This is a genomic window from Pseudomonas sp. LAIL14HWK12:I1, from assembly GCF_003202095.1.
Classification (GTDB): domain Bacteria; phylum Pseudomonadota; class Gammaproteobacteria; order Pseudomonadales; family Pseudomonadaceae; genus Aquipseudomonas; species Aquipseudomonas monteilii.
On sequence record NZ_QJKG01000003.1, the window covers coordinates 338,276 to 365,246 of the forward strand.

At 62.6% G+C, this 26,971-nt stretch carries 31 protein-coding genes and 2 pseudogenes; 13 read left to right on the forward strand and 20 right to left on the reverse strand.

Translation table 11 applies throughout. The features are described 5' to 3' along the window. Positions 1-52 precede the first annotated feature (52 nt). Positions 53-553, reverse strand: coding sequence for a DUF4142 domain-containing protein (locus D906_RS10895; protein WP_027615174.1), 501 nt, complete (start codon positions 551-553; stop codon positions 53-55). A gap of 212 nt (positions 554-765) precedes the next feature. Between D906_RS10895 and D906_RS10900 the strand changes: the two genes are divergently transcribed. The 6 genes from D906_RS10900 (at position 766) to D906_RS10920 (ending at position 5,462) form a co-directional block, all read left to right on the forward strand. After that, positions 766-951: a hypothetical protein gene (locus tag D906_RS10900; protein ID WP_016714230.1), complete on the forward strand. Its 186-nt coding sequence runs from the start codon at positions 766-768 to the stop codon at positions 949-951. A gap of 14 nt (positions 952-965) precedes the next feature. After that, on the forward strand, positions 966-2,291 hold the full coding sequence (locus D906_RS10905; protein ID WP_033693175.1) for an iron-containing redox enzyme family protein: 1,326 nt from the start codon (positions 966-968) through the stop codon (positions 2,289-2,291). After that, complete coding sequence (locus D906_RS10910; RefSeq protein ID WP_027615175.1) at positions 2,291-3,244, forward strand: class I SAM-dependent methyltransferase; 954 nt, start codon at positions 2,291-2,293, stop codon at positions 3,242-3,244. Before D906_RS10905 ends, D906_RS10910 begins: the two co-directional genes overlap by 1 nt. Before the next feature lie 7 nt (positions 3,245-3,251). Beyond that, a complete protein-coding gene (locus D906_RS10915; RefSeq protein ID WP_025753114.1) occupies positions 3,252-4,358 on the forward strand; it encodes a carboxylate-amine ligase in 1,107 nt (368 codons plus the stop codon). Positions 4,359-4,478: 120 nt separating this feature from the next. After that, a complete protein-coding gene (locus D906_RS26940; protein ID WP_280516791.1) occupies positions 4,479-4,616 on the forward strand; it encodes a PSPA7_2676 family Cys-rich small protein in 138 nt (45 codons plus the stop codon). Positions 4,617-4,625: 9 nt separating this feature from the next. Next, a complete protein-coding gene (locus D906_RS10920; RefSeq protein ID WP_019098224.1) occupies positions 4,626-5,462 on the forward strand; it encodes a Ku protein in 837 nt (278 codons plus the stop codon). A 1-nt stretch (position 5,463) separates the two neighbouring features. Here D906_RS10920 and D906_RS10925 read toward each other — a convergent pair whose 3' ends face one another. From D906_RS10925 to ligD, 5 genes are read right to left on the reverse strand one after another with little or no spacing between them, the layout of a single operon-like run. Continuing rightward, positions 5,464-6,126: a glycosyltransferase family 2 protein gene (locus tag D906_RS10925; RefSeq protein WP_027615176.1), complete on the reverse strand. Its 663-nt coding sequence runs from the start codon at positions 6,124-6,126 to the stop codon at positions 5,464-5,466. After that, positions 6,123-6,722, reverse strand: a complete 600-nt coding sequence (locus tag D906_RS10930; RefSeq protein ID WP_027615177.1) for a bifunctional 2-polyprenyl-6-hydroxyphenol methylase/3-demethylubiquinol 3-O-methyltransferase UbiG — start codon at positions 6,720-6,722, stop codon at positions 6,123-6,125. The genes D906_RS10925 and D906_RS10930 overlap by 4 nt, the downstream gene beginning before the upstream one ends. Then, entirely contained in the window at positions 6,719-7,489 is a 771-nt protein-coding gene (locus D906_RS10935; protein WP_027608999.1) for a PIG-L deacetylase family protein, read from the reverse strand. The genes D906_RS10930 and D906_RS10935 overlap by 4 nt, the downstream gene beginning before the upstream one ends. Next, a complete protein-coding gene (locus D906_RS10940) occupies positions 7,486-8,511 on the reverse strand; it encodes an acyl-CoA dehydrogenase (protein ID WP_097156166.1) in 1,026 nt (341 codons plus the stop codon). The genes D906_RS10935 and D906_RS10940 overlap by 4 nt, the downstream gene beginning before the upstream one ends. Further along, the gene (gene ligD / locus D906_RS10945) at positions 8,508-10,976 is read right to left on the reverse strand and encodes a DNA ligase D (protein WP_027615178.1); all 2,469 of its coding nucleotides are present in this window, start codon (positions 10,974-10,976) and stop codon (positions 8,508-8,510) included. Before ligD ends, D906_RS10940 begins: the two co-directional genes overlap by 4 nt. A 153-nt stretch (positions 10,977-11,129) precedes the next feature. Between ligD and D906_RS10950 the strand changes: the two genes are divergently transcribed. Then, a complete protein-coding gene (locus tag D906_RS10950) occupies positions 11,130-11,591 on the forward strand; it encodes a hypothetical protein (protein ID WP_016714220.1) in 462 nt (153 codons plus the stop codon). Continuing rightward, positions 11,588-11,818, forward strand: a complete 231-nt coding sequence (locus tag D906_RS10955; protein WP_019098231.1) for a metallothionein — start codon at positions 11,588-11,590, stop codon at positions 11,816-11,818. Before D906_RS10950 ends, D906_RS10955 begins: the two co-directional genes overlap by 4 nt. Positions 11,819-11,915: 97 nt before the next feature. On the opposite strand, the gene D906_RS10960 is transcribed toward D906_RS10955, so the two are convergent. The 5 genes from D906_RS10960 to D906_RS10980 are packed head-to-tail and all read right to left on the reverse strand — an operon-like array spanning position 11,916 to position 16,220. Continuing rightward, positions 11,916-12,344 carry a hypothetical protein gene (locus tag D906_RS10960; protein WP_027615179.1) on the reverse strand — a complete coding sequence of 143 codons (429 nt, stop codon included), beginning with the start codon at positions 12,342-12,344 and terminating at the stop codon, positions 11,916-11,918. 27 nt (positions 12,345-12,371) lie between these two features. Next, the gene (locus D906_RS10965; protein ID WP_016714217.1) at positions 12,372-13,331 is read right to left on the reverse strand and encodes a lysylphosphatidylglycerol synthase domain-containing protein; all 960 of its coding nucleotides are present in this window, start codon (positions 13,329-13,331) and stop codon (positions 12,372-12,374) included. Further along, positions 13,331-14,533: a cardiolipin synthase ClsB gene (clsB, locus tag D906_RS10970; protein WP_019098234.1), complete on the reverse strand. Its 1,203-nt coding sequence runs from the start codon at positions 14,531-14,533 to the stop codon at positions 13,331-13,333. The genes D906_RS10965 and clsB overlap by 1 nt, the downstream gene beginning before the upstream one ends. Continuing rightward, positions 14,530-15,303, reverse strand: coding sequence for an endonuclease/exonuclease/phosphatase family protein (locus D906_RS10975; RefSeq protein ID WP_019098235.1), 774 nt, complete (start codon positions 15,301-15,303; stop codon positions 14,530-14,532). The genes clsB and D906_RS10975 overlap by 4 nt, the downstream gene beginning before the upstream one ends. Further along, positions 15,300-16,220 carry a DUF72 domain-containing protein gene (locus D906_RS10980; RefSeq protein WP_033694580.1) on the reverse strand — a complete coding sequence of 307 codons (921 nt, stop codon included), beginning with the start codon at positions 16,218-16,220 and terminating at the stop codon, positions 15,300-15,302. Before D906_RS10980 ends, D906_RS10975 begins: the two co-directional genes overlap by 4 nt. Before the next feature lie 165 nt (positions 16,221-16,385). Between D906_RS10980 and D906_RS10985 the strand changes: the two genes are divergently transcribed. Both D906_RS10985 and D906_RS10990 read left to right on the forward strand, forming a co-directional pair. Next, positions 16,386-16,766: a low affinity iron permease family protein gene (locus D906_RS10985; RefSeq protein WP_016714213.1), complete on the forward strand. Its 381-nt coding sequence runs from the start codon at positions 16,386-16,388 to the stop codon at positions 16,764-16,766. 82 nt (positions 16,767-16,848) lie between these two features. After that, positions 16,849-17,013 (forward strand): DUF6021 family protein, encoded by a 165-nt coding sequence (locus D906_RS10990; RefSeq protein ID WP_219857509.1) that lies wholly within the window; start codon positions 16,849-16,851, stop codon positions 17,011-17,013. A gap of 150 nt (positions 17,014-17,163) precedes the next feature. Here D906_RS10990 and D906_RS10995 read toward each other — a convergent pair whose 3' ends face one another. Next, positions 17,164-17,703 carry a type 1 glutamine amidotransferase domain-containing protein gene (locus D906_RS10995; RefSeq protein WP_019098239.1) on the reverse strand — a complete coding sequence of 180 codons (540 nt, stop codon included), beginning with the start codon at positions 17,701-17,703 and terminating at the stop codon, positions 17,164-17,166. Positions 17,704-17,869: 166 nt separating this feature from the next. Between D906_RS10995 and D906_RS11000 the strand changes: the two genes are divergently transcribed. Continuing rightward, positions 17,870-18,112, forward strand: coding sequence for a hypothetical protein (locus D906_RS11000; RefSeq protein ID WP_016714210.1), 243 nt, complete (start codon positions 17,870-17,872; stop codon positions 18,110-18,112). Then, a complete protein-coding gene (gene xth / locus D906_RS11005) occupies positions 18,109-18,906 on the forward strand; it encodes an exodeoxyribonuclease III (RefSeq protein ID WP_016714209.1) in 798 nt (265 codons plus the stop codon). The genes D906_RS11000 and xth overlap by 4 nt, the downstream gene beginning before the upstream one ends. A gap of 45 nt (positions 18,907-18,951) precedes the next feature. Here xth and D906_RS11010 read toward each other — a convergent pair whose 3' ends face one another. The 4 genes and pseudogenes from D906_RS11010 to D906_RS11025 all read right to left on the reverse strand — a co-directional run bounded on the left by D906_RS11010 (position 18,952) and on the right by D906_RS11025 (position 21,696). Beyond that, positions 18,952-19,200 carry a hypothetical protein gene (locus D906_RS11010; RefSeq protein WP_080578119.1) on the reverse strand — a complete coding sequence of 83 codons (249 nt, stop codon included), beginning with the start codon at positions 19,198-19,200 and terminating at the stop codon, positions 18,952-18,954. Between the two features lie 78 nt (positions 19,201-19,278). After that, the gene (locus D906_RS11015; RefSeq protein WP_019098240.1) at positions 19,279-19,743 is read right to left on the reverse strand and encodes a hemerythrin domain-containing protein; all 465 of its coding nucleotides are present in this window, start codon (positions 19,741-19,743) and stop codon (positions 19,279-19,281) included. Between the two features lie 355 nt (positions 19,744-20,098). After that, positions 20,099-20,446, reverse strand: a pseudogene (locus D906_RS11020) (short-chain dehydrogenase); the annotation flags it as partial. Continuing rightward, positions 20,443-21,696 carry a zinc-dependent alcohol dehydrogenase gene (locus D906_RS11025; RefSeq protein ID WP_016714206.1) on the reverse strand — a complete coding sequence of 418 codons (1,254 nt, stop codon included), beginning with the start codon at positions 21,694-21,696 and terminating at the stop codon, positions 20,443-20,445. The gene D906_RS11025 and the pseudogene D906_RS11020, both read right to left, overlap by 4 nt. 304 nt (positions 21,697-22,000) lie before the next feature. Here D906_RS11025 and D906_RS11030 point away from each other — a divergent pair, with 304 nt between their 5' ends. Further along, the gene (locus D906_RS11030; protein WP_050545243.1) at positions 22,001-22,390 is read left to right on the forward strand and encodes an NUDIX domain-containing protein; all 390 of its coding nucleotides are present in this window, start codon (positions 22,001-22,003) and stop codon (positions 22,388-22,390) included. A gap of 15 nt (positions 22,391-22,405) precedes the next feature. Here the strand turns inward: D906_RS11030 and D906_RS11035 are convergent, their stop codons facing one another. The 4 genes and pseudogenes from D906_RS11035 to D906_RS11050 all read right to left on the reverse strand — a co-directional run. Continuing rightward, the gene (locus D906_RS11035) at positions 22,406-24,604 is read right to left on the reverse strand and encodes a xanthine dehydrogenase family protein molybdopterin-binding subunit (protein ID WP_019098242.1); all 2,199 of its coding nucleotides are present in this window, start codon (positions 24,602-24,604) and stop codon (positions 22,406-22,408) included. Continuing rightward, on the reverse strand, positions 24,601-25,602 hold the full coding sequence (locus D906_RS11040) for a xanthine dehydrogenase family protein subunit M (RefSeq protein ID WP_027615181.1): 1,002 nt from the start codon (positions 25,600-25,602) through the stop codon (positions 24,601-24,603). The genes D906_RS11035 and D906_RS11040 overlap by 4 nt, the downstream gene beginning before the upstream one ends. Next, positions 25,599-26,126 carry a (2Fe-2S)-binding protein gene (locus tag D906_RS11045; RefSeq protein WP_025753083.1) on the reverse strand — a complete coding sequence of 176 codons (528 nt, stop codon included), beginning with the start codon at positions 26,124-26,126 and terminating at the stop codon, positions 25,599-25,601. The genes D906_RS11040 and D906_RS11045 overlap by 4 nt, the downstream gene beginning before the upstream one ends. Before the next feature lie 117 nt (positions 26,127-26,243). After that, positions 26,244-26,963 (reverse strand): annotated as a pseudogene (locus D906_RS11050) (thiamine pyrophosphate-requiring protein); the annotation flags it as partial. Positions 26,964-26,971 lie beyond the last annotated feature (8 nt).

The following is a 26,971-nucleotide window of genomic DNA, read 5'->3' on the forward strand; positions in this document are numbered from 1 at the left end:
GCTCATGGCAGGGCCGCAGGGCGGCCCCTGGGATTGCGCGGTGACGTGTGGGTTACTTGCCGTGGGTGGCTTGCAGCGCCTTGGCCTGTTCCAGATGGTGTTGCAGCGTTGGCAGCTTGTCGCTGGCGAAGGCCTTGAGCTCGGGCTTGTCGGAGGAGGCGGCCTCTTTCTTGAACAGTTCCACGGCCTTCTCGTGCGCGTCGACCTGGTTATTGACGTATGACCGGTCGAACGACTCGTCGCGCCATTCGAGGATCATCTTCTTGACCTTGTCGGTCAGCGCCGCTTCGTCGGGCACGGTGATGTCCAGCTTGCGGGCGATATCACCGAGTTCCTGGTTGGCTTTGGTATGGTCTGTGACCATTTGCTGGGCGAATTGCTTGATGTCTGCGCTCTGGCTCTTTTCCTGCGCCAGGTTGGCGGTGACCACTTCGGCGATACCGGCTTCAGTGGCCGCATCGACGAAATCGTCCGAAGACGCTGCCTGTACCTGCAGCGAAGCCAGGCCCATCAACAGGGTAACTCCGGCGATTTTCAAGAATGGTGTGTTCATGTCTCACTCCTTCGTTCTGTTGGCGCGACCTCAATGTCGCACTCGGTTGAACCGCAGGAGTGGGTGAAGGTTTAGTTTTTCTGAAAAACAGGGGTGCCGTGGCGCAATCTGCGTTTCGGGGCACCGCTCATCCGCTATGTCGTAATCAGAACGAATTCAGGGGGACAGGTGGGACTCGTTGGTTTAGGTCTTCACAAAAACGAGTAGCCATCATGAAAAACAACCTGTTCGCCATGTTGCTGTTGACTGCCAGTTTCTCGCTGCTCGGAGGTTGCTTCGACCGCGATAGTGATCATCCAGCGAAGGATGCCGACCCAAGCAAACCGTCACTTCAGATGCAGCAACCCAGTGACCCTGTAACTAACCCTCCAGCTGACACCAAACCGCAGAATCAATGAGTGAGGTACAGGGCATGGTGGCGACGACAAAGGCAGGTATAAGGCCTCACAATGCCAACTTAGGGCTGGAGCATCGCTATCGAGCGCTACTTGAGGGCCCGGAGCCCACCACCGAGGCCTGGCTGGAGGAGCAACTGCGTCTGGCCCGTGCGCTTTCCGACGACCTGCCAGATGATCCTGGGCTAATCCCGCAATGGGCCGATAACCATGCGGGCCGTGTCGCCAGCGAGCATGCGGCCTATCTGGAACAACGGCGTCAGGGCGGTCCCCGTCGTTTTTTTGCCAATCGTGCCCATGCCTTGTGGTTTTTGCAGCAAGTCGCGCCGACCAAAGCGGTCGACGGCGCATGGCTACACGGAGCCTTACGGCATTGGCAGGACCCGCGCTTCCATGGGCTGATCCGCACCTTCCTCGAAGAACTCGGCGACGGCGACCCACGCTGCAATCACGTGCTGATCTACCAGCGCTTGCTCAGCCGTCTGGGTTGCTCACAGGAGCGGCCGCTTGACCCCGCTCGTTACCTGCAGGGCGCGCTGCAACTGGCCTTGGGGCAGCACTGCCAGCGATTCTTGCCGGAAGTGGTCGGTTACAACCTGGGTTACGAGCAACCGCCCTTGCACCTGCTGATCACCACCCACGAGCTGGCCGAGCTAGGTATCGACGCCCATTACTTCCAGTTGCACGTGACCATCGACAATGCCGCCAGCGGCCACGCGAGGCGTGCCGTGGAGTGCTTCACCGAGCTGGCACGGGATCAGGGGCCGGCGTTCTATGAACGCGTGAGACACGGCTACCGGCTTAATGACCTGGGTATAGACACGCCCTCGTTGATCGCCTCGTTCGACCTGCATGCGGAGTTGCTAAGTACATTGGAACGCAAGCGCATCTACGGGCAGTGCATGCATTCGGACCGCTGTCGCCTGCAAGGACGCACCATCAACCAGTGGCTTGCTGAGCCCGGTGCGATGCCCGGGTTTCTTGAAGCATTACAGGCTCAAGGCTGGATCAAGCGTGACAGCGATCCTGGGCAAAGCCGCTTCTGGTCGCTGATCGAGGGCCCGACCGCAGCCATGTTCGGTGTGTTCGATGCCTATGAAAAGCAACTCTGGCATGACTGGATCGCCGGCTCCTGGCAAGGCACCGGAATCCGTCGGGTGCCGCCAGGGCAATGGGAACATGCCTTGCAACTGGACGATAAAGTCCCCATCGCATCCCAGGTACCGGACATACCTGCGCTAATCGATGCAATGGCCGGCAATCGGCACGCCACCCCTCAGGGCCTGCACGCCACTCATGCGTTCATCCAGGCCACCGGTTTGATGAACGGAGGGCTTCATTGATGCTGCTCGACCAAGACCAGATCCGTGCCGATGAGGCCTTGCTGCAGTTGGGGAACCGCTTGCGTGCCGACGGCTATCGTTTTACCTGCGTGACGCCGGCGACCCAAGCCAGGGTCAATGCCCGGGACGATGCGCAGCAGGCGCGTACCTTGCGTGATGTGTTCGGCTGGAGTAGGCCATTCGCCGCGTCACTGCTAAGCCCCGACGAACTGGAGCAGCTGCGCCTCGCTGGCGTGCTGGAGGCCCAAGGTGCACTGTGGCGCAGCACTGTGCGCTGGTCCAGCCTGGACGATCTGTTGCTGGTACATGCTGCCTGGCCAACGGACAGCCGCGACGCGGTGTTCTTTGGCCCGGACAGCTACCGTTTCGCCCAGCTGATACACGATCATTTGAGAAGCACGCCCGAGCGCGTGCAGCATGCCGCAGACATCGGCTGTGGCAGCGGTGTAGGGGCGTTGCTGGTCGCTCGCGCCGCCCAACACGCGCAGGTTTGCGCAGTGGACATTAACCCTATGGCATTGCGCTACACCGCCATCAATGCCGCCTTGGCCGGTGTGGCCAATGTTTCGGTCGAGCGCAGTGACCTGCTCAATGACATCGCGGGTACGTTCGACCTGATCGTCGCCAACCCGCCGTACATGCTCGACGCCGGCCAGCGCGCCTACCGCCACGGCGGCGGCGCACTGGGTGCCGAGCTGTCGCTGCGCATCGTCGAGCAAGCCCTTGAGCGCCTGTCGCCCGGGGGGACGCTGCTGCTCTACACCGGTGTCGCCATCGTCGAGGGGCGCGACGCGCTGCTCGAAGCCATGCGGTTACGCCTGGCGGGGCCTGCGTTCAGTTGGTTCTATCGCGAGCTGGACCCAGATGTATTCGGTGAGCAATTGCTTGAACCCGGTTACGAGCAGGTCGAGCGCATTGCCGCCGTGGCCCTGACCGTCACCCGTCGCGGCTGATAGCGTCGTGGCGCGGCAATGTACGTTTGGCATCGAGGAAGAATACCTGCTGGTGAAGCTGGCCACCGGGCAGGTCATGGCTGCTCCGTCAGCCGCCGTGGCCCGCTGTTGTCGGGATGCACTGGGCCCGTGGTTCGCCGAGGAAATGTTCCACAGCCAGATAGAGGCCGCTTCGCCCATATTCGACGCACTGCATCAGGCGCGTGATTTCTTTGGCGAGCGGCGTCAGCGCCTGGCCCAGGCGCTGGCCGAGGAGGGCGCCGGCCTGTACGGCGCGGCGAGCCACCCCAGCGCCCGGTGGCTGCGCCAGCGTCCCCGTGGCACTGCGCACTATCGCCAGTTGTTCGACGATTACCAGCTGGTGGCCCGGCGCAGCCTGTTGAATGGTCTGCACGTGCACGTCGGCGTACCGGTGGGCATTGATCGGATACGAGTGATCAATCGGGTGCTGTACTGGCTGCCCTTGTTGTTGGCGCTCAGTACCTCGTCTGCGTATTGGGGCGGTGAGGATACAGGCTACATGAGCTACCGCCGCGCAGTGTGCGGGGAATGGCCGCACATGGGCCTGCCAGAGCCTTTGCCGGACTGGAGCGCGTACCAGCGCTACCGGGCATTGCTGCAACGGACCGGTAGCCTGGCCGAGGACGGTGACTTCTGGTGGGCGATCAGGCCCTCGCGGCGGTTTCCGACGGTCGAGCTGCGTATCTGCGATGGCTGCCCGCGGCTGGAAGATGCGCTGGCCGTCGCCGGCCTGTTTCGCCACCTGGTCGAGCAGGCGCTGGCCCGCCACGATGACCCCGCCAGCCGCGAGATGCGCTGGGTCACCCAGGAGAACTACTGGCGCGCCCTGCGTCAGGGCCGCCTGGCCACCTTCATCGGTGTCCACGAGCAACAGCCGGTCAGCGCCGAGGGCTGGCTGATGCAGTTGCAGCAGCAGTGCCCGGCTGACACCGCCGATGCCGAGCGTTCATTCATTCAGGCCCGGCACATCCTGCGCGAGGGCAGCAGCGCCGATCGCCAGCGCCAAGCCTTCGCGCTGGCCCGTGAACAGGGCCTGGATAACCGCCAGGCGATGCGCGCAGTAACCGGGCAGGTGATGCGCGACTATCGGTAGGGCCGGTGGCGAGCCGCTGCCCTGATGGCCTGACTTGGAAATCCGGATAAACCTTCGCGGCGCTGCGCAGTCAGTTTCAGAAAGGGGCCCGGATACTCAAGAGGGTCAGGGAGGTGGCGGATGAAACTCGTCTGTCTGCTGCGGGGCTGCCAATGGCGCAGCCTGGTGGTGTGTGAAGTCGCCGGGCTTCACTGCCAGTGTTGCGAACGCTGCGGCGCGTTGCGCTACAGCCAGCCCGGTCAACCTTTAAATGTGTAGGAGCGGACCATGGCCCGGTCAATCTGGAAAGGCGCGATCAGCTTCGGCTTGGTGCACATCCCCGTCTCGCTGAATACTGCCGTGCGCAGCGAGCGTGTGGACTTCGACTGGCTGGACAAGCGCAGCATGGAGCCGGTTGGCTACAAGCGGGTGAACAAGGTGACCGGCAAGGACATCGACAAGGAGCACATCGTCAAAGGGGTGGAGTACGAAAAGGGCCGCTACGTGGTGATCAGCGAGGAAGAAATCCGCAAGGCCAGGCCCGAGGCGACCCAGACCATCGACATCTTCTCGTTCGTCGATGCCGGCGACATTCCGCTGCAACAGTTTGACACCCCCTACTACCTGAGCCCCGACCGTCGTGGCGGCAAGGTCTATGCCTTGCTGCGCGAGACCCTGCACAGCACCGGCAAGGTGGCCTTGGCCACCGTGGTGTTGCACACCCGCCAGCACCTGGCCCTGCTGCGTCCGCTGGAAGATGCACTGGTATTGATCACTCTGCGCTGGCCGGAAGAGGTGCGCGGGCTGGAGACGCTGGAACTGGACAAGAGCGTGACCGAGAGCAAGGTCGACAAGCGTGAGCTGGAGATGGCGCGGCGCCTGGTGGAGGACATGAGCGGGCAATGGACGCCCGATGAGTACCATGATGCGTTTCGCCAGACCATCCTCGATTTGGTGGAGGAGAAGGCCAGCAAAGGCAAGATCGAGACCGTGGACAAAGGCGAAGGCGCGGCGGCGGAGAAGGGCGCCGACATCATCGACCTCACCGAACTGCTCAAACGCAGCCTCGGTGGCAAGACCAAGACAAAGAAACCGGTGGCCAAGCGGCCACGCAAGGCCTCTTGAGCTACGGTAGCTGCCCCTCCAGCCCGGAGAGATAATCCCCGAAGCCCTGCCGCGCGCGGCTGTCCACCCGGCTGCTGGTGGCCACGCTGTGCGCCGCGGTCCAGACGATCTGTGCGCCGCTGGCTTCAAGGGCCAGGACCAGTTGCACATCTTCATGCGCCGGCAACGGCTGGAAGCCGCCCACACGCTCGTAGGCCTTGGCGCATACGCCGAGGTTGGCGCCATGGATATGCCGATGCCCTTCACGGGCCTGATAATGGCTGCGATACAACTGGCGTAACGCTGCGTTCTGCCACGGCTGCCAGCGTTCGATGTGCACCGTGCCGCACACCGCGTCCGCGTGCCATTGCAGCTGTGACACCAGCCAATGCCTGGGCACGCGACTGTCGGCGTCGGTGAAGGCCAGCCACTGGGCGCCGCGCTCGATCATCCACGCTGCGCCCAGGCGCCGGGCGATGCCGACGTTGCCGGCCTCCAGTTCCAGGGTATGCACGCCATGGCGGCGGGCGATGCGCGCGCTGGCGTCGACACAGCGGTCGAGCACCACCAGGACCTCCACTGCCAAGCCCGCCGCTTTGGCTTGCGCCCCAGCCAGCTTGACAGCGGCCAGGCAGTGCCCGAGGCGACGGGCTTCGTTGTGGGCGGGGATGATGACGGCGATCATGGGCAGGTCTCGTCAAGGTCCACCACGCTGGGCTGACACGACCAATATTCGAGCAGGAAGTCTGCCTCCTCGTGGCGCAGCAGTGGATAAAGTGGCAGATGCCGGGCGAGCAGGGCATGCACCTCGCGGCCATCCTGCGGGCAACCGGCGATGGGATGGCGCCAGTGGCAGGCCAGCAAACCACCGTCATACGCCAGGCTGGCCACCGACTGCTCGATCACCTGCAACCAGTCGGTGGGGTCCAGGTAGTAGCCGATCTCACTGAGCACGATCAGGTCAAACTGACCGCCCGGCCAGTCGCTCGGCAGGTGGCCCTGTTCGACATGGGCGTGGCTCACACCTGCAAGCCGCTGACGGGCCAGGGCCACGGCTGTCGCGTCGATGTCCTGGCACGACAGGCTGGCGCAGCGTTCGGCCAGCAGGATGCTCAGCTCGCCGTTGGCGCAGGCCGGCTCGAATACGCGCTCATAGCATTGGCGCGGCAGGCTGGCCAGGGTCAGCTCGTGCTTGCGCCGCTCGTACCAACGGGTACGAAAGGCCCAGGGGTCATCGCTGCCGGCGTACAAGTCGGCGAAGTACTGTGCGTCCAGGCTCATGTTGCCTCCGTTGACAGAAAGATCAGCTCGAATGGTTGCAACAGACAAGCCTGCAGCTGTTCTGGCACAACCGGGGGGCGATCACCATCGGGCTGCAACTGGCTGGCATGGGCGGCAAGGGCTTGGCGCTTGAGCGCCAGATGCTCATCGCACAGCTGCAGGCGGTGAGCCCGGGGCCAGGGCAGGCGCGGGTCATCGGGGCTTGCCCAGTGCCAGGCCCAGACCGGGGCCTCTGCGAGTTGTACACGCCTGGCCTGGGCCGCCTGGGCACAGGCGCGACCTGCTGCTTCGTGGTCGCAATGGCCGTCGCCGCGCCAAGTGGTCAGCAGCAGGTCGCCAGGTTTGAGCAACTGGTTCAGGTGGTTGACCAGGAAGGCTTCATCGTGGGGCAGCGCGCCATCCTTGAGGTTGAGTCGTCGCCAGTCGAGGCGGGTGAGATCCAACCCAAGCAATTGCAGGGCATGACGGCTTTCCAGTGGGCGCTGATGGCGCAGGCGGCGCTCTGGCCATTGTGAGGAATGCGGGTGGCTGCCCTCGCCATTGGTGGCAGAAACAAGCAGCACGTCCTGTTCTCGTCCCTTGAAGCTGGCCAGCAGCCCGCCGGCCATGAGGATTTCGTCGTCCGGGTGCGGAGCCAGCAGTACCAGGCGCCTTCCAGGTGGGCACAACTGCTCGGGCAGCGTCCAGCTGGCGCGGGCCAACTGAGCAGAATGCTGCCAGGCGCTCCATGGTGTGCCTTGCGCAGCCCGTATCAAGTTCTTGCTCATAGTTGCCATGCTCCCGCCGGCATGCCGGTCAGTTGCCGGCCCAACTCGGCCAGGTCGCGTTCGGCGTGGCTCTGGCGTATGTATACCGGCAGGTCGGCACTGAGCCGGGCGAAATGGCTGCTGCAACAGAACGGCGTGGCACCGAGCGCCCGGCCGGCATGCTGAATGACCTGCTCGACCGCCTGCTCGACCTGGGCGCGGGTGCGCCGCACCTGGAAGCTGGCGTCGTTCTGAGGGTGGAGGTCGATCCACGTGGCGCATTCGTGCAAGGCTGCGCGGGCACCGTACAAGGCTGCATCGACTGCGCCCAGATGCGCATCGGCATGCGGGTCGCGCCGGGGTTTGCGGCACTGTTCGCGAAGGTAGCCGGCCAGGGCCTCGGCGGCGCCATACCAGCAAGCGGCGATACCCGCGCCGCCTTGCCAGAAGCCAGGACGTGATAGGTACTGGCCTGGCGAACCGATGGCCAGCCCTGGCGAGCCGTCGAATTCGATCACAACGCTGCTGGTGGCGGCCATGCCTACGGCCTGCCAATGCTCGGTCAGGATGCGCTGGCTGGGATGGGGCAATTCGATGGCCACCAACTGAGGCTGGTCGTCTTCCCAGGCAGTCAGCAGGGCACGGTCGATCTGCAACGCGCCCGAACACCAAGCCTTGCGGCCTTGCAGGCGTACGCGTTCACCGTCCCGCTCGACGATGTATGCCCGGGCATCCGGCGGCTCGGCGGCCCACACGCCCCAAATGCCGTCGGAGGCATGCTGGGCGGCACCGCATTCGGCGAGGATTGCCAGGGCGTCGGTATGGCCTTCATAAAGTTTGGCCAAGCTTAGATCGCAACTGGCGACCCGCGCCAGGGCGCGCCAGCGTTCGAGCGTGCAACCCTGGCCGGGTAACGGGAGCACGTCGAGCCGTTCGGCCTGCAGGGCCTGCATCAGTTCTATTGGCGAAGCGTCGCGTTCGATAGCCTGCGAACGGTGAGCAAAGCGGTGTAACAACGAATCGAAGTGGGTCAGTTCCATCATGCAATACCCAACTGCTTGCGCATACGCAACGTGATCGACTGGCGGGTCTTGCCCATTTCGGCCCATGGGTCTTCGACCTGTGAGAGCCGCGTGTGAAGGTTGCCGATGTTCCACTGGTTGGCACCCTTGAGCTGGTTCAGTTCCTCACGCCAGATCGGTACCGACACCGGCAGGCCCTCGCGGGCCCGCAGCGAGTAGGCGGCGGCGGTGGTGGCACCCTTGCCGTTACGCAGGTAGTCGATGAAGATCCGCCCGACCCGGTTCTTCGGCCCGGACACGGCGCTGAGACGGTCAGGGAACAGCCCGGCCATGTGGTTGACCAAGGCATGGCTGAAGTCTTTCACCTCGTCCCAGCCAGCGCGTCGGGTCAACGGTACGACGAGGTGCATGCCCTTGCCGCCGCTGGTCTTCAGAAATACCTTCAGGCCTAGTTCGTCGAGCAGGGTAAGGGTCAGCTGGGTGGCCTCGAGCATGGCTTTCCAGGGCAGCGCCGGGTCAGGGTCCAGGTCGAGGACAAAGCGGTCGGGTTTATCGAAATCCTTGGTGGTGGCATTCCAGGTGTGCAGTTCAAGCGTGTTCATCTGCACCGCGCCCATCAGGCTGTCGGCGCGGTTGAGCACCATGGCTGCCTGGCCGGCCTGGGCCTTGTTGTAGCTGAGCACGTTGGGAATATTCAGCTGGCCGGCGTTTTTCTGGAAGAACAGCTCGCCGTCCAGACCATCCGGTGCCCGCACAAGGGCTACAGGCCGGTCCTTGAGCTGTGGCAGCAGCCAGTCGGCGACCTGAGCGTAGTACTGGGCGACCTCGCGCTTGGTGGCACCCGTGGTTGCGTCTACCACGCGGTCGGGGTGGGTCAGGCGCAGGGTGCCCAGGTTCTCGGGTTCTGTCTGTACTGCGCGCTTGGTGGGCATTGCTCGCTCCAGGTCGATGGCGGTGGCAGGTTTGTCGTCACGCAGGCCGTGGAACACCGAGTGGCGAACGATGCCTTCGCGGGTCATCTGGGCATAGGCGACTTCTGCCAGTAGCTGTGGCTTGAGCCAATGCACGCCGCGGGCTTCGGCACCGGTGGGTGGTTTGGGCAAAGGCGATTTGTCTGTCTGCAACGGCTTGAGGCGGGCGTGAATGCTATCCAGGGTGGCCGCGCTGAAACCGGTGCCGACCTTGCCGGCATAGCGCAACGGGCCGCTGCCGTGGTCGTGAAGGGCGAGCAGCAGGGCGCCGAAGCCGTTGCGGCTGCCTTTGGGGTCGGTGTAGCCGACGATCACGAATTCCTGACGCTGCTTGCACTTGAGCTTGACCCAGTCGCTACTGCGCCGGCCAACGTAGGGGCTGTCGGCACGTTTACCGATCAAACCTTCGAGTTCCAGCCGGCAGGCGCTGTCGAGCAATGACGCGACGGGCTCCTTAAAATCGGCGGAATACCTGATTACCTGCGACGCATGGCCTTCCAGCAACCGGGCGAGGGTTGCACGGCGCTGTTGCAGCGGCAGTGCTCGCAGGTCCTCACCGCCCAGCCAGGGCAGGTCGAACAGGTAGTAGGTGATGCGCTCGTCATGCTCGGTGTCGAAGGCATTCTGCAAGGTCTGGAAGTCGGCCACGCCGTTGTCGTCGACCACTACCATCTCGCCGTCCAGCCATGCCGAGTCGAGCCCCAGGGCCTTGAGCGCCTCGACCTGCCGGGGCATCTTCGCACTCCAGTCGTGGCCATTACGGGTAAACAGGCGTATATCGTCACCGTCGATACGCGCCAGGATGCGGTAGCCGTCGAACTTGACTTCGTAGCGCCAATCGCCGCTTGGCGGGGAAGCGACCAACGTGGCCAGTTGCGGCTGGAGCGCATCCGGCAGGGCTTTGGGGTCGGTTTTCCGCTTGTGCCTGACGGTGGTCGCCTTGCCCGGGCTGCGCGGGGGCAGGGTACGTTCGCTCAGCACGCTGTCCGGCAGGGCCTCGACAATCCTGTAGTCCGTTTCACTGCGCGCCTGCCCGTCATGGGACTTGACCAGCATCCACTGCTCTTTCTTGCCTGCCAGGTGAGTGCGGAACAGGTTCCAGACCCCCGACAGCTTCTCGCCCTGCAGGCGAAAGCGCAGCTTGCCCTTTGCATAGGCTTCGCGTGGATCGCCCTCGGGCTCCCAGACACCCCGGTCCCAGACGATCACATCGCCGGCGCCGTAGTGGCCTTCAGGGATGCGGCCTTCGAAGTTGGCGTAGTCCAGCGGATGATCCTCCACATGCACTGCCAGGCGCCGGACCTTGGGATCCAGCGAGGGGCCCTTGGGGATGGCCCAGCTCTTGAGGGTGCCGTCGAGCTCCAGGCGAAAATCGTAATGCAGGTGGCTGGCATCGTGCTTCTGGATGCAGTACTGCAGCGCATGGGCCGAGCGGGGGCGGGCGCGTTTGCCAGCCGGCTCGGGCGTGGCATTGAAGTCGCGCTTGCGCTGGTACTCCTGCAGGGGCTTGGCCATGACGGGCTCCGGAAGGGTTTGCGGGTCTCAGGATTGGGAGGTGGCGGCGCAGCGAGGAGTTCAAAAAAAACGCGGGACGGGGCTGGCAGAAACTCTGAATCATTTGCCGCTGGGGAGGGTCGACCGAGTGAAGCCCACTAACGGAGACCGTTCATGTCCACACCCAATGACCCAAGACCGCCCATTGAGATCGACGACATCGAGGACCGCATGGGCAGCGTCCACGAGCTGGATTTCAGCGAGCGCCGTGATGAGCGCCAGGGGCGTGTCGGCGACGAGCGTCCGGCGCGGGAGCTTGCCGAGGATTACCCGCCCCGGCGTGTCGCCGAAAGCGGCATGACCGGCGGCGAGGCGTTGAGCGACAGCCTGCACGAGGACAATGTCACCCTCGATGACCTGAGCCCGGATACGTTGTTCGATGAGACCGGTGCCCGCGATCCGGATGAGCCTGGCAGTGGCGGCCCGGCGGACAAGGCCTTGCGCCAGGTGGAGGCCCACGAGATCGGTGGCGGTTTCGGCCTGGACGAGGCCGAACTGGCCCGCTCGGCGCCGCTGGACGGCGAGCCGTGGACCGATGACGTGGTACCCGATGACGAAGGGAGAGAGCCGAGATGAACGAGCAACGCTGTTCCTGCACCCATTGTTCTTGCACCGTGGATGCCAATGCTGTGGTCCAGGATGGCAAGGCCTACTGCTGCGAAGCCTGTGCGACGGGCCATCGTAACGGCGAGCCCTGTCGTATGAGCGACTGCAAGTGTGGTGAGTTGGCTGAGTCGAAAGAGTCCAATGTCGATAATGCATTGGATGAAACATTCCCGGCGAGCGATCCGATTTCGCCATGAGGCCCAGTGGCTTACAGATGTGAGACGGGAGAGCGACAGGACGTCATTTAGATCATGTGGAACCTCACCCGTCACGCATCTGGTTTGGGTTACGCCCTCAATGGGTCTGCCAGACACCGTTGTTGCGCTCGCAATCGCTGCGTGCCTGGCCCAGGCTAGGGGTGTCGTAGTAGTAAGTGATGATCCGCGCATCCTTGGGTAGTGCAGGGCGGGTGGCAGGTTCATCCCGCCCAGCGGCATCGGGGTTGGCCAGTGTCTCCTGCGTCAGTGGCGCGATACAGCTGCCAACGCTGCCGTCGGGGCAACGCTCCACCCGACGCTTCTCGCTGTTCAACATCTGCTTGCTTTCGTTGCTGCACGACCAGGCAATCGCCTCAGCGGGCGTGTTGCTGTAGCTGTAACAGGTGTGTTGCTGCAACGGTTTGACCGCCTCGCTGGATGAGCGGGTGACCACGTCGCAACCTTCGGCCAACACCTGCCCGCTGCCAAGGGTGCCCAGCATTGCCATATACAGAGCGAATCGCATGATATACCTCCCGGGCACCAGGGCCAGTCAGCGCTTGTCGAGGGCTGCCCCGGCCTGCCTGCGCAAGGCCTTGGCACGCTTTTCGAGGATCAGGTAGGTCACCACCGCCAATAGCAGCGGGATCAGGTAGTACAACGTCCGATAGCCGAGCAGTGCGGCAACCAGGGTGCCTTGCCCTAGTTGGCCATGGAGCAGCGCCAGGAATACGGCTTCCAGTACGCCGAGCCCGGCGGGAATGTGAGCGACCACCCCGGCGACGCAACTGATCAGCAACACACCCAGCACCGAGGGATAGAACAGCTCGGGCGGCAACAGCAGGTCAATCAGCGCTGCCATCAGCGCCCAGTTGCTAGCGCCCAGTGCCACTTGGCAGAGCGCCATACGCAGGCTCGGCAGGGTGACTTCGTGCCCGCGCAGCGCCCAGGTGCGCCGAGTGGCGAAGGCACAGGCGCACAGGTAAGCCAACGCTACCGCCACCATCAATACGCCGATCAGGCGCAGGCCGCTGGCACCCACCGCCCAGCTTTCCGGCAGTTTGACAAAGCCCAGGGCGAATACCGTGCCGGCCAGCAGCAGGTAGCCCATCCAGTTGGTCAACAGCCCCAAGGTGAGGATGCGGGTGATGGTTGGGGTATCCAGGCCCAGCCGGCTGTACAGGCGATAACGCAGGGCAACGCCACCGACCCAGGTGGTGAAGTTAAGGTTGAATGCATAGCAGACGAACGCTACCGGCAGCACCTGCCGGGCCGGCAGGCGGTGGCCGGTGTAGGCGCGGGCGAGCAGGTCGTAACTGGCGAATACCAGGTAGCTGCAAAGGGCCAGCAGTAACCCCAAGGCCAGGGTCGAGGGCCGGTACGCCAGCAGCGACTGGCGGACTTCGTTCCAGTCCAGGTTACGCGCCAGGGTGAACAGCAGCGCGGGTATCAATACCAGGAACAGCACGGTCAGCAAGCGTTTGCCCCAGGTCTTCCAGCGTGAAGTGGCCATCAGGTCTTGCCCCCGTGGTAGTCGGCGGGGGCCTCGCCGTCGGCTTGCAGCGACTGCAGGCGCTGCCGGTGTGCCGGAAACCAGCCGGCGATCCGCGGGAAATAGCGCGTGATGTGGAAGCCCAGAAAGATCAGCGGGGCACGCCACCAGTAGCCGCGCACCATGCGCTCCAGTGTCACGGTCTTGCAGTGCTCCCGGCTCAGTTCGGTCAAGTGCTGGTACAGTTGTTCGTTGAACGCGGGGTCTTGAATCAGCAGGTTGGCCTCAAGGTTGAACGACAGACTCAGTGGGTCGAGGTTGCTTGAGCCCACGGTGGTCCAGTCGTTGTCCACCAACGCAACCTTGCCATGAAGCGGCCGCTGGCAGTACTCATGGATGCGCACGTCGTCGCGCAACAGGTAGTTGTAGAGCAGCCGCGAGAGCGCACGCACCCAGCGCATGTCCGGTTGCCCCTGGAGGATCAGCGTCACCTCGACCCCGCGCCTGGCGGCGTTGCGCAGTTCGCGCAGCAAGCGGTAGCCCGGGAAGAAGTAGGCGTTGGCTACGACGATACGATGCCTTGCTTCACGGAAAGCCTGCAGGTAGCAGGCTTCGATATCGTTGCGATGGCGCTGGTTGTCGCGCTCCACCAGCACGGCGCTGGCCGGGCCTGAAGCGATGCCGCCCGCCTGAACCCTGCTGGAGGCATCCAGCACCGGTGCGAGCATGCGGCAGGAAGAAGCATGCACCTGGGCCACCACCGGGCCGACGACCTCCACGGCATAGTCCTGCTTGGCCTGTGGGCCGAAGTCACCCAGGTGGTCGGCACTGTAATTGATGCCGCCGATGAAGGCGCGTTGCCCGTCGATCACCAGGATCTTGCGGTGCAAGCGGCGAAACAGGTTGGTGCGCATGCCTACCAGCCGTGGTTGCGGATCGAACGAATGGAAACGCACCCCGGCCTCGGTCATCGACGAGATGAAATCGTCAGGCAGGTCGGCGGTGCCGTAGCCGTCCACCGCCACCTCGACCCGCACCCCGCGCCGCGCGGCATCGATCAGGGCGTGGCGCAAGGGTTGGCCGACTTTGTCATCGTAGATGATGAAGGTTTCCAGGAGGATTTCCTCGCGTGCCTGGGCCATGGCCTCGAATACGCGGGGGTAATACTGCTCGCCGTTTATCAGCAACTCGACGCGGTTGCCGTCGCACCAAGGCAGCTTCATAGTGTCACCTGCGCCACCAGCGGGGCATGATCGGAGAGGTGGGACCACGGGTATCTGGACAACACCCGTGCTTCGCAAGCTTGTGCGTTACGCAGGTAGATGCGGTCCAGCCGCAGCATTGGCAAGCGCGCGGGAAAGCTGCGTGCCGGTTTGCCGAAAGCCTCCGCCAGGTGGCCCGACAGCCTCGCATCTGCTTTCAGGCGCCAGTCGTTGAAGTCGCCGGCGACGATGACCGGCTCATCCGGCGGCAGGCTGTCCAGCAATGCCAGGAGCAGGCCGACCTGACGCTGACGATGCGCTTCACGCAGGCCCAGGTGTACGCAGACTGTGTGCACCTGTTCATGGCCCGGCACTTCCAGCTGGCAATGCAGCAGGCCCCGTTCTTCGTTGCCATGGACCGAAACATCCAGGTTGTCATGGGCACGGATGGGGAACTTGGACAGCAGGGCGTTGCCATGGTCGCCATGGGGGTAGACCGCATTGCGGCCATAGGCGAATTGCGGCCACATGCTGTCGGCGAGGAATTCGTACTGAGGTGTCTGTGGCCACTTGGGATGGCGCTCGGCATGGTGTTGATGACTGCCATGCACCTCCTGAAGAAACACCAGGTCGGCGCCGGTCGAGCGTACCGCCTCGCGCAGCTCCGGCAAAATGAAGCGGCGGTTGAACAGGGTGAAGCCTTTGTGCACATTGAGGGTCAGTACCGTCAGGTGATGTACGGCGGTCACCTTGTCGATGATGCAGCGGGGGGCGGGCAGTGTCGGGTTCATAGCGGCTCCTGCGGCTCGACGCCTGGTTCGGTCACCAGCTCGCCGTCAAGGCCTAGCTTGTCCAGCAGGCGGCGGGCATCGTAGGGGGCGTGGACTTTCTGGTCGTTGTCGAAGTAGCAGTAGACATCCCGGGAAGTGCGTTTTGCCGGGGCGCGGCGCACCACACGCTGAGCATCCTCAGGCTGGCTGCCCGCCGCCCAGGCCTGGATGCGCAGGCGCCAGCGGCGCAGCGCCCTGGCCGTGTAGCCGCTGCTGTACAGTTCGACATCGCCATGCAGGCGCAGGTACACGAAATCGGCCGTGAGCTCTTCGACATAGGGCCATTTGCCCGCGCTGTCGGCGACCACCAGGGCAACCTTGTGCCTGCGTAGCAGGTTGATGAAGGTGTCGCAGAGGAAGCTGGGGTGGCGGATTTCCACGGCGTGGCGAAGGCGCGCATTACCCGGCACGGCAGTGCCGCCGTTGCCTTGCAGGCGTTCGGCGGCGTGTCGCGCAAGGCTGCGGGCGGCTTTGCGGTCGCGTGGCAGCTTGGCCAGAAAGTCGCTGAAGCGCTGCGCGTCGAATTTCAGGTTCGGGGGAAACTGCCACAGGAAGGGGCCCAGCTTGTCACCCAGCAGCAAGGGGCCCGATGCGAAGAAGTTGGCAAGCGCCTCGTCGATTTCGCGGAGCCTGCGTACGTGGGTGATGTAGCGCGGCGCCTTGACCGAGAATACGAACCCCTCCGGTGTCTCGTCACGCCACTTGCCATAGCGCTCGGGCGTTTGCAGTGCGTAGAACGAACCGTTGATTTCGATGCTGTTGACTGCCCGCGAGGCAAACGCCAGCTCGTCGTCCTGGCGCAGCCCCTCGGGGTAGAAGTCCTTGCGCCATGGGCCATAGCGCCAACCGGAAATTCCGATGCGAATCTCGCTCACCATAAGTCCCTGCGCTCCTGTACGTAACAGTAGCGACAGGTACCGGGACCGGATTGTTCAGTGGGATTGACGAGTGGATGGCCATGCAAAAAGGGAACTTTACCGGTATTGCAATCCTCCACCGGGTGCGTGGGTTTCACTGAGGTACACCATGAAGGAGGCTCAGCCATGAAGTTTGATCGGTTTGCACAATGGCTAGCCAAACATAGCGGGCGGCCGTTGACCTTCATTATTGCCTTGATGCTGATCATTGCCTGGGGTGTAAGCGGGCCCTTGTTTCATTTCAACGACACGTGGCAGTTGGTCATCAATACGTCGACCACGATCATCACGTTCCTGATGGTGTTCCTGATCCAGAACACCCAAAACCGTGAGAGCGACGAATTGCACATCAAACTTGACGAACTGTTGCGCACTACCCAACGGGCGCACAAGGCGTTGCTCGACCTTGAAGACATGGGGCCAGCTGAACTCCATGCGCTTCGAAAGCGATACCAGCAACTGGGGGAGCACGACGAAGCGGGGCCAGACTGGGAGGACTCTCATTGACGCGTTCAAGCACACGCCATGGCGTTGTTCAGAAAGGGGCAAGACCATGACGGTGAAAAACTCACACTTCGGAGACCAGTTGATGAACAAACCCGACGATCAGCAGCAGAAAGGCCCCCATTCTTCCGATCATGCAACAACTGATCAGGACTTGGGTTTCGACCCGGACTCTCCGGATCTGGACGACCCTCAAGTGGACCCCCAAGGCCCCGCGAAACCACCCAGAGACGTGGAAAAGAAAGCGTAAGCCTGACTACCGTGGACGAAGGCCTGCCGCACGCATCCATCTGTTGCCCGGCGCGTCTTCCACAGCTCGACATGCCTGCCATGCCGGCGCAAACGGCGCTGGTTTGTTGAACTGGCAAACCAGGTGTTTGCCAGTTCACGGGTCAGGCAGCTAGCCAGCAAGGGCTTTGATCAGTTGCTCGCTGAAGGCGGGGATATCATCCGGCTTGCGGCTGGTGATCAGGTTGCCGTCCACCACTACCTCTTCATCTACCCAGTGGCCACCTGCATTGCGAATGTCATCCTGCAACGTCTTGTAACTGGTCATCCGTTTGCCCTTGGCCAGTCCACTCGATACCAGCAGCCAGGCGCCGTGGCAGATTACCGCCAGCGGCTTGCTGGCCGAGTTGTGGCTTTTGACCAGTTTCTGGGCGCCCGGTATCAGCCGGATGGTGTCGGAATTCTGTACCCCACCCGGTAGCACGATGGCATCGTAGAGGTCGAGGTGGGCGCTGTCGAACGTCGCGTCCACCGCAAACTCGTCGGCCGGCTTGTCATGGTTCCAGCCGCGGACAGTGCCTTCCTTGTCACTCAGTATATCGATCACGGCCCCAGTTTCCTGCAAGGCTTCACGAGGTCCGGTCAACTCCACTTGCTCGAAGCCATCGGTGACCAGAAAGGCTACGCGCTTGCCACTCAGTTTTGCAGTCATCGTTCAATCTCCGTTTTCGTCATGTGTGAATGTGGGACGTCTCGGAAGGGGTGCGAAGTTCCAATGCACTGCTTCAGCGGTAGGGAGGCTGACCGGCTGACCGTTGCAGTTGAACATTGCGCGGGGCTTGAGCTCTCACTAGCAGAGATAGAACGAGGCGGCCGTCATGAGCATCGAACGCAGCATTCCTGAACTTGAAGCCTGGTACGCGCAGTACGACGACATCAGCTACCGGCGCGAATCGCCGGACGCCTACTACCATGAACTGGTTCGCACCGCCGAGGCGCTGCGGGACGATGGTGCCATTGACTGGGATGACTGGTTGGCGCTGAAGGCACTGGCCGACGAGGCACATATTCGGGCACTGGAAGATGCCGTGCAGGCTCACGTGAGTGACCCTGACGCATGAAAGCGCTGAAGATCGCCACCTTCAATATCAATGGCATCCGCAGCCGCCTGCCCGCGCTGTTGGCCTGGCTGGAGCGGGAGCAGCCGGACATTGCGTGTTTGCAGGAACTAAAGGCGGCCGATCAGCAATTTCCTCGCCAAGCCATCGAAGCGGCAGGTTATGGCTGCCTGTATCAGGGGCAACCCTCCTGGAATGGCGTGGCGATCCTGGCGCGCGATAGTGAGCCGCTGGAGGTACGGCGCGGGCTGCCCGGCATGCAGGACGATGAGCAGAGCCGCTATCTGGAAGCTGCGGTGCACGGTGTACTGGTGAGCTGCCTTTACCTGCCCAATGGCAACCCGCAACCCGGCCCCAAGTTCGATTACAAACTGCGCTGGTTCCAGTGCCTGATCAAGCATGCCCAAACACTGCAGGGCAGCCACCATCCTGCGGTGTTGGCGGGCGATTTCAATGTGGTGCCCACCGATCTGGACATCTATAACCCGCGCTCATGGCTCAAGGACGCGCTGCTGCAACCTGAATCGCGGGCGTGTTTCGAACAATTGCTGGCGCAGGGCTGGGTCGATGCTGTGCGTCACCTGTATCCCGAGCAGCGCATCTACACATTCTGGGACTATTTTCGCAATCATTGGGCGCGCAATGCCGGGCTGCGCATTGATCATCTGCTGCTCAACCCCAGTCTCAGCCCTTACTTGAAGCGGGCGGGCGTGGATGCCTGGGTGCGCAACGAAGCCAAGGCCAGTGATCATGCGCCGGTCTGGATCCAGTTGAGCGGGCGTCGAAAGCAATGCTAGAGGGGCACGACCTTCCGCTTATCCCTGCCCATAGCATAAGTGTGGTCACGCCGTCGCTTCCAGTTGTGTATTTTTTCGCCACCCTCGCAGATTCATGGCGCAGAGACAGAATTGAAGGATGATCAATGCCCACGCTTCTGCTTGCCAGCCCCACACGGCCCACAATACGTTGCTTGCAATAAAGCAGCAGAAACCTGCCTTCCTCCGCCCCGGACGGCGCGAACCGATGCACCACGCTGCCAGCACGGTCATCAACATCGCAGGCCATTCAAGTAACCCAATCCAATAATCCATGACACCTTCCGACTGATGGTGGGGTATGTGAAGCTGATTACCTGCCAGCGGCCTGAGCGCTGGCAGGTAATCGCTTGACTAAGCTGCTTGCTGCTCGCTCTTGAGCATCTTTTTCTGCATTTCCATGGTTTGCCCAAGCTCCTCGAGGGTGTCCTTGCTGAGCAGCTTCTTCGCGGTAGGGAAGAGCTCGCCTTCCTCTTCCTCGATGTGATGCTCCAGCAACTCTTTCATGACCTTGACCCGCCCCGCGAATTCGACGGTACCTGTGTCGGTATGCAGGAGGTCGGGTAAGACGAGGGCGTCGACAGTGCGGTGTTCTTCCTTGGCCTCGTAGTACATCTTCGCTTCTTCCTTGCCACCCGCTTGCTTGATGGCCGGGTAGAGTATTTCTTCCTCGAGCGCGGTGTGGATCTGCAACTCTTGCTCGATCCTGTGGAGTAACTCGGCCCGTTTCTTCACTGCGCGCTCGGTAGTGGTCGACAGCTCTTCGAGCAGCTTCTTCACGAGCTTGTGGTCCTGGATCAGTAAGTCGATAGCGTTCATGGCGTTCCTCGTCACGGATTAAATCAAGAACCTGCTCGTGGTGGAGTACACGCAGAAAGAAACGGTTCAATGCTTAAGATGGCTGGCATCCCCCTCAGGCGCGCTCGCCGAAGAAGCGAACGTGACCTCGCAATGAGACCACGCTCATTCCTCGGTACGCAGACCTCCTCTAGCTATCCCTGCGTCGTGAATGTGTGAGTGTGAAACCCACAAGGATTCCCAGCGCCGCTGCGCCGATCAGCAGTGGCGTTATGTTTTTTGGCTTCCTCCAGCCTCCGTCGATACCCCTCCTGCCATTCGAAGGCTCAAAGAGGGCCCCCGATGATTCTTTGGCTTTGGGACTGCGATTTATCCAAGCGCCACTATCAGGCACTTCTCGTTCCGTACCCGATGCACCGGGGGCAACTGGGACAATGGTGTCACTGGCCTCGATCCGTGATAGCTCAAGCGTGGTGCCATCGACCAGAGTCAACGTCAGCCCTTCGACCGTGCCTGCCTCCCGGTTTGGAAAAACGGGTTCACCTGCGGCATCCAGGCTGTCGTAGATGAAGCGGGTACCTTCAAGCCAGCCCACGGCGGTGAGAAGCTCAGGGCCGAGATAATACTTCCCGTCCTGGAAGAAGCCTGGAAACTGATGAGCGCGCTCCACGTTTTCCACGCGATAGCGTTCGCCTGATTTCATGCCTGTCGCTTGATCGATCATGTTGAAAACCCCTGTAAGTGGCGCTCAGAACTGTCAGCCTTTGCTGTATTCGTCGGAAGTGGGCCCTGAGTGCCGGGTGCAGCGCCTGGCACGAGGATGACCTTGCGGCAGTTTTCCTGCTTCTGATCGAACATCTTGTAGCCCATGGCTGCTTCTTCGAGGGCCAGGCGGTGAGTGACGATCAATTCCGGTTGTAGACGTCCTGCTTCGATGTGTTCCAGCAGTTCAGGTAGGTATTTCTGAACATGGGTCTGGCCCATCTTGAAGGTAAGGCCCTTGTCGAACGCGTCGCCGAACATGAACCCGTGAATGAAGCCCGCGTACACACCGGGCACACTCACGACGCCGCCACGCCGCACGGCAGCAATGCTCTGGCGCAATGCTTTGCCACTGCTGCCTTCAATCTTCAGGGCCGTCATTACCGTTTCGGCAGTGCTGCCCTTGGCCTCGAAACCGACCGCGTCGATCACCGCATCGACTCCGCGCATGCCTGGCGTCTGCCGGATGATGCTGTCGGCTGGATCGTCGTCCTGCTCGAAATTGATCGGTATGACCCCGTAAGCTTCGCGGGCGTAGACCAAGCGGTAATCGTTGTCATCGACCATGAAGATGGTCTGAGCGCCGAGCATTCGCGCACAGGCGGCGCTCAGCAAACCCACCGGCCCGGCGCCGTAGATCGCCACCGACGACCCTTGGCCTATTTCGGCATTGATGACGGCCTGCCAAGCGGTCGGCAGGATGTCAGAGAGAAACAGTACCTTGTCATCGGCCAGCTCGGTGGGCACTTTGAACGGGCCAATGTTGCCCTTGGGCACCCTGACGTAGTCCGCTTGGCCGCCTGGGATACCGCCATAGAGATGGCTGTATCCGAACAGCGCTGCGCCCGGGGGAATGCGCTTCTTGTTGATGATCGCGCCCCGCCCCGTGTTGGTGGTTTCGCAGGCAGCAAACAGGTCGTGCTGGCAGAAGAAGCAACTGCCGCAAGCGATTACGAAAGGAATCACTACGCGGTCGCCGACCTGGAGATTGGTGACTGCATTTCCAGTGTCCTCTACGATGCCCATGAATTCATGGCCGAAGATATCGCCAGCTTCGGTTTCAGGAATTTTGCCTCGGTAGAGGTGTAGGTCGGAGCCGCAAATGGCTGTGGCGGTGACCCTGAGGATGATGTCGTCGTCTTGCTCGATGATGGGATCAGGAACGTTGTCGACCCTGACGTCGTTTGCTCCGTGGTAAGTCAGTGCTCTCATGAAAGTCAGCTCCTGCAGCCGCGTATTTCCGTTATCGGTATGCAGGGGAAGCCACGGCGGACAGTAAAGTTCAGACCAACACGTCAGGCGGTACTGGTTTGCTGCGTACCCGAAAACAACGCGGGACGACAGAACCGCTAGAGAAGTCCGGCCCGGGTTGTCCCGAACCGGCGCCACGCAGGCGTTTATCGGGATTTAACTTGAACATTGCCACCGTTATGTCGGTCATCTAACGGACACACGGGCGATTTACGCTCGGCAAGGACCCTGCCGGATCCAGACCGGCCAACTTCAAGGGCAGCGCATGAAGGCAATGGACACTGCAACAGCGAAACGCAAAGGCATCAAGCTGCGCGCCACCATCATCTACCGCAAGGATGGTGAGGTTTTGTTCGTTCGCAAGCGCAAGGCCAAGTGGAACCTGCCGGGTGGCCGTGTCGAGCGAGACGAAACGCCGCTTGAGGCGGCTATGCGGGAGATGGCCGAGGAAACTGGCCTCGCGTTCGACGAGCTTCGTTACCTCACGATGTTCCGGGAGGACAAGGTCATCCATTATCTGTTCGAAGCCCGAAAGGCCGACGATAAGCCACGCCCTCGAAACGAGATCGAGGCTTGCCGTTGGATCAAGGCCAGGGATGTGGCGAAGCGCCGAGTAAGGCGCCCGATCAAGACCCTCCTGAAACGCTGCGCCTGATCATCCCAAGCCGTATCACATCACTTTGTCGAGCGTGATCGGGAATTCCCTCACCCGTTTGCCTGTGGCATGGTAGACCGCGTTGGCCACCGCAGCGGCCACCCCGACGACGCCGATTTCGCCCACGCCCTTGGACCCCAGTTCGTTGACAATGTCATCGTGCTCTTCAACGAAGATCACTTCGATATCCCCGCAGTCTGCATTGACCGGGATGTGGTACTCCGCCAGGTTGTGATTGACGATGCGGCCCAACCGGTGGTCGGTCAACGCTGCTTCGTGCAGGGCCATGCCCACCCCCCAGACCACGCCCCCCAGGATCTGGCTGCGTGCGGTTTTGGGGTTTATCACACGGCCTGCCGCTACAGCGCTGACCACTCGGGCTACCTTGATCGTGCCAAGGTCCTCGTCGACGTGGACTTCCACGAATACCGCCGAATGGGTGGCGGTGGAGAACGGTTGGCGCCTGGCGCCGGGCTCTGCGTTGATCTGCACTTCGAACGCACCTTCGGGGGCGCTGGCGACGATGTCTGCCATGGCCAGGCGATGACTGCCCGCGTGCAAATAGCCATCGGCGAAAACGAACTGCTGCCGGGGTGTGCTGGCCACTTGGGGGTACATGTTGCGCGCATGTTCCAGCACCTTGGTGCGCAGAACATGGCAGGCCTGGCGCACGGCCGAGCCCACCGAAGACACCGTGAACGAGCCGCCCTGAAGCGGTGCGGTGGGCAGTGAGGAGTCACCCAGCATGAAGGTGACGTCCTGCACCCTCGCGCCGGCAGCGTCGGCGGCGATCTGAGTCATGACGGTATAGGTGCCTGTCCCGATATCGGTGGTGGCACTGCTGACGGTAAGGTGGCCCCGGGCATCGATGCGCGCCTTGGCACTGGCCTTCATCTGCATGGCTTCCCAGACGCCGCCAGCCATCCCCCAGCCGACTAACTGGTTGCCACTGCGCATGCTGCGCGGTTGCGGATTGCGACCATGCCAGCCAAAGCGTTCGGCACCGTGCTGATAGCACGCCAGCAATTCCTTGCTGGAGTAGGGCTTGCCTTCGTTGGCATTGTTGTCGGTGAAATTACGCCGGCGCAGGTCAAGCGGGTCAACCCGGGCTGCACAGGCGAGCTCATCCATGGCGCACTCCAGCGCAATCATCCCGGACGCGGCCCCAGGTGCCCGCATGTCCAGCGGGGTGTACACATCGAGCGAGGCCAGGCGGTAACTGAGCGCAACGTTATCGCACTGGTAAAGCATGCCGCTCCATTCGACCAGGTGTTCGGTGAAGTCCTCGAAGCGGGAGGTCTGGCCAAGCGCATCATGAGCGATCGCCAGCAAGCGCCCGTTTGCGTCTGCACCCAGGCGCATGCGTTGCTCGGTGCGGGGCCGGTAGCCAAAGGTGAACATCTGCTGGCGGGTCAGGGTGACGCGCACCGAGCGCTTCAGGTGCAACGCCGCCATCACTGCCAGCGGCAACTGGTACTGCGGGCGCAAGCCCGAGCCGAAGGCGCCGCCGACGAACGCCGCGCGCACACGAATGTTTGCCTTGGGCAGGCCGAACACCTTGTGCAGGTAGTCCTGGCAGTTCTGCGTACCTTGGGTCTTGTCGTGGATTTCCAGAGTGCCGTCGGCCTTGTAGTGCACGGTCGAGGCATGGGGCTCCATTGGGTTGTGGTGTTCGTTGGCCGTCAGGTAGGTGGCATCCACCTGCAGAGGCGCCCCGGCAAACTGCCCGGCGAAGTCGCCACGCGGCGCCGGTGTTTCGGCGGGTGCCGCATGCGATTGATGGCATGCGCCCAGGTCTGTCTGGTGAGCCTCCTGGGCATAGTCGATTTTGATCAGCGAGCCTGCATAGCGGGCCAGTTCGAGGGTTTCGGCGATCACCAGCGCCAACGGTTGCCCGCTGTAGAGCACTCGATCATTGAACAAGGGCCGAAACGGCGAGCCCTCGGCAGGGTCGGCATCGCTGTAGTCGTCGTCATAACTGGAGATAGGCGGACGATGGCCATGGTCGAGCACGGCGATAACCCCGGGCACGCGCATGGCCAGCGAGCTGTCGATTTCGAGAACCCGACCGCGCGCGATGGTACTGGACACGACGCTGCCGTGCAGCAGGCCCGTCTCGGGGTATTCGCCCGCATAGCGGGCCTGCCCGGTGACCTTCGCCACACCGTCCACGCGGTCCAGGGGCGTGCCGACTACGGGTGTGCTTGTGATCATGGTCGTGCCCCCCCGTTAGCGGCGCCGCGCGCCGCGTCATCCAATGCCCGCACGATTGCTCGCTGAGCGAGCGTCACCTTGAAACCGTTGTGGCTCAGGGGTTGTGCACCTTGCAGCAACGTTTGCGCGGCGCGGTTGAAGAGCGCTTTTGAAGGCACCTGGCCGGCCAGCAGGCGCTCCACAACCGGGTCCCGCCAGGGTTTGTGGGCAACGCCGCCCAGCGCCAGGCGCGCCTGCTGGATCACTTCGCCATCGAAGGTCAAGGCTGCAGCGACTGACACCAGCGCGAACGCGTAGGAGGCGCGGTCGCGTATTTTCAGGTAACGGTAATGGTGTTCGAGCACCGGGGGTGGCAGCTCGATGCCTGTCACGAGCTCATCGAATGCCAGGTTATTGTCGCGCTCGGGGGTGTCTGCGGGCAGGCGATGGAAATCCGCGAAGGGTATCTGCCGTTCACCGGACGGCCCCTGTACGTGCACCACGGCTTCGAGCGCAGCCAATGCCACGCACATGTCCGAGGGATGGGTCGCGACACAGGCATCGCTGGCACCGAGAATGGCATGGATGCGGTTCATGCCTGTACGCGCAGGGCATCCGCTGCCAGGTTCACGTTTGTTGCAGGGGGTGCCGGTGTCGTAGAAGTAGTAGCAGCGGGTACGTTGTAGCAAGTTGCCACCGGTGCTGGCCATGTTCCTCAACTGCGGCGATGCCCCCGCCAGGACCGCGTCTGACAACAGTGGATAATGCCGCTCGATCAGCGGGTGCCATGCCAGGTCGGCATTGCTCACCCTTGCACCGATCAGTACGCCGCCGCCAGGGGTGGCGTGAATACCGTTCAGCCCAAGGCCGGAGATGTCGATCAGGCGCGCGGGGCGAACCACGTTTTCCTTCATCAGGTCGACCAGGTTGGTGCCCCCGGCGATGAAGTGCGAGCAGGCGTCAGCCAGGTTCACCGCTTCGCTGACTGAGGCGGGCTTGTGGTAGCTGAAGGGCGTCATGGGTGCTGCCCTCGTTGTGCCTTGGCCCCATTCGTCATCGACGGTAAGGCTTCTTCCACGGCTGCGACGATGTTGCCGTAGGCACCGCAGCGGCAAAGATTGCCGCTCATCTGCTCGCGAATGGCCTCGCGGGTGTCGGCACGTCCCTCGTGAACCAGCCCGACCGCAGAGCAGATCTGCCCTGGGGTGCAGTAACCGCACTGGAATGCATCGTGGGTGATGAAGGCGCGCTGCATGGGGTGCAGGTCGTCGCCACTGGCCAGCCCTTCGATGGTCACCAGGTCGGCCCCGTCGCACATGATGGCCAAGGTCAGGCAGGCATTGACGCGCTTTCCATCGCGCAGCACCGTGCAGGCGCCGCATTGGCCATGGTCGCAGCCTTTCTTGGTGCCGATCAGGTCCAATTGCTCACGCAGCAGGTCGAGCAAGGTGACCCAAGGATGCACCTGCAGTGTTCGGGGCTGACCATTAAGGGTCAGACAGATGGGGTGCTCCGCAGCCCCGTTTGAAGCGATCGCGGTCATGGTAGGTCCTCACGGTCAGGGTTCGCGCACTTTGCTGCGTCTCTTTTGTGCGACCGGGCCGGCAGATCAAACGTTCAGCCGGATCGCCGGGGTGCCGATCACTTCTTGCTTGACCAGCGCGCGCCAGGTTTCTACCTTGTCGCGCCAGCGCAGGTCAGTCTTGTGCTCAAGCAACGGCAACAGTGCGCGCAATGTTTCGCTGGCGTCGCCGACCAGGTTGACCTCCATCGGGTAGCGCAGGCTGAGCATGTCGGGTTGCAGGTCGATCTGCACGCCTCGCGCCTGGCCTTCCCTCGGCGAAAACTCGGAATAGGGAAAGCCGGAGCCGATCATCAGCAAGGTGTCGCAGTCGCTCATCAGCTGATAACTGGGTTCGGTGCCGGGGAGGCCGATCGACCCGGTGACCCATGGGAGGTCGTCCGGCAGCACAGCCTTGCCCAGTAGCGCTTTGGCCACCCCGGCGCCGAGTGTTTCGGCAATTGCAACGACCTGCTCTGTCGCCTGCAGTGCGCCGGCACCCACCAGTATCGCCACCTTGTGCCCGGCATTGAGCACCTCGGCGGTTCGTTGTAGGGGAAGTCCTGCAGGTCGTTGGGCAGGATGACAGCGGTGACGCGGCGTTCGCCGACGGCCGTACGCACCGCACGGTCGAGCAGGTGGCGCACCTGCTCGGGGGTCGATGCCTGCTGAACGAACGCACCGGCAACGTCCTTGAACATCGACAGCAGGTCCAGCTCCTGCTGGTAGTGCCCACCTAATGCCGCCCGGGCCGGATGTGGCCATGCACACACCGAGCTCGCCGGTGAACTTGGCATGGGCGCTGGCCATGAAGGCTGCTCAGGCCA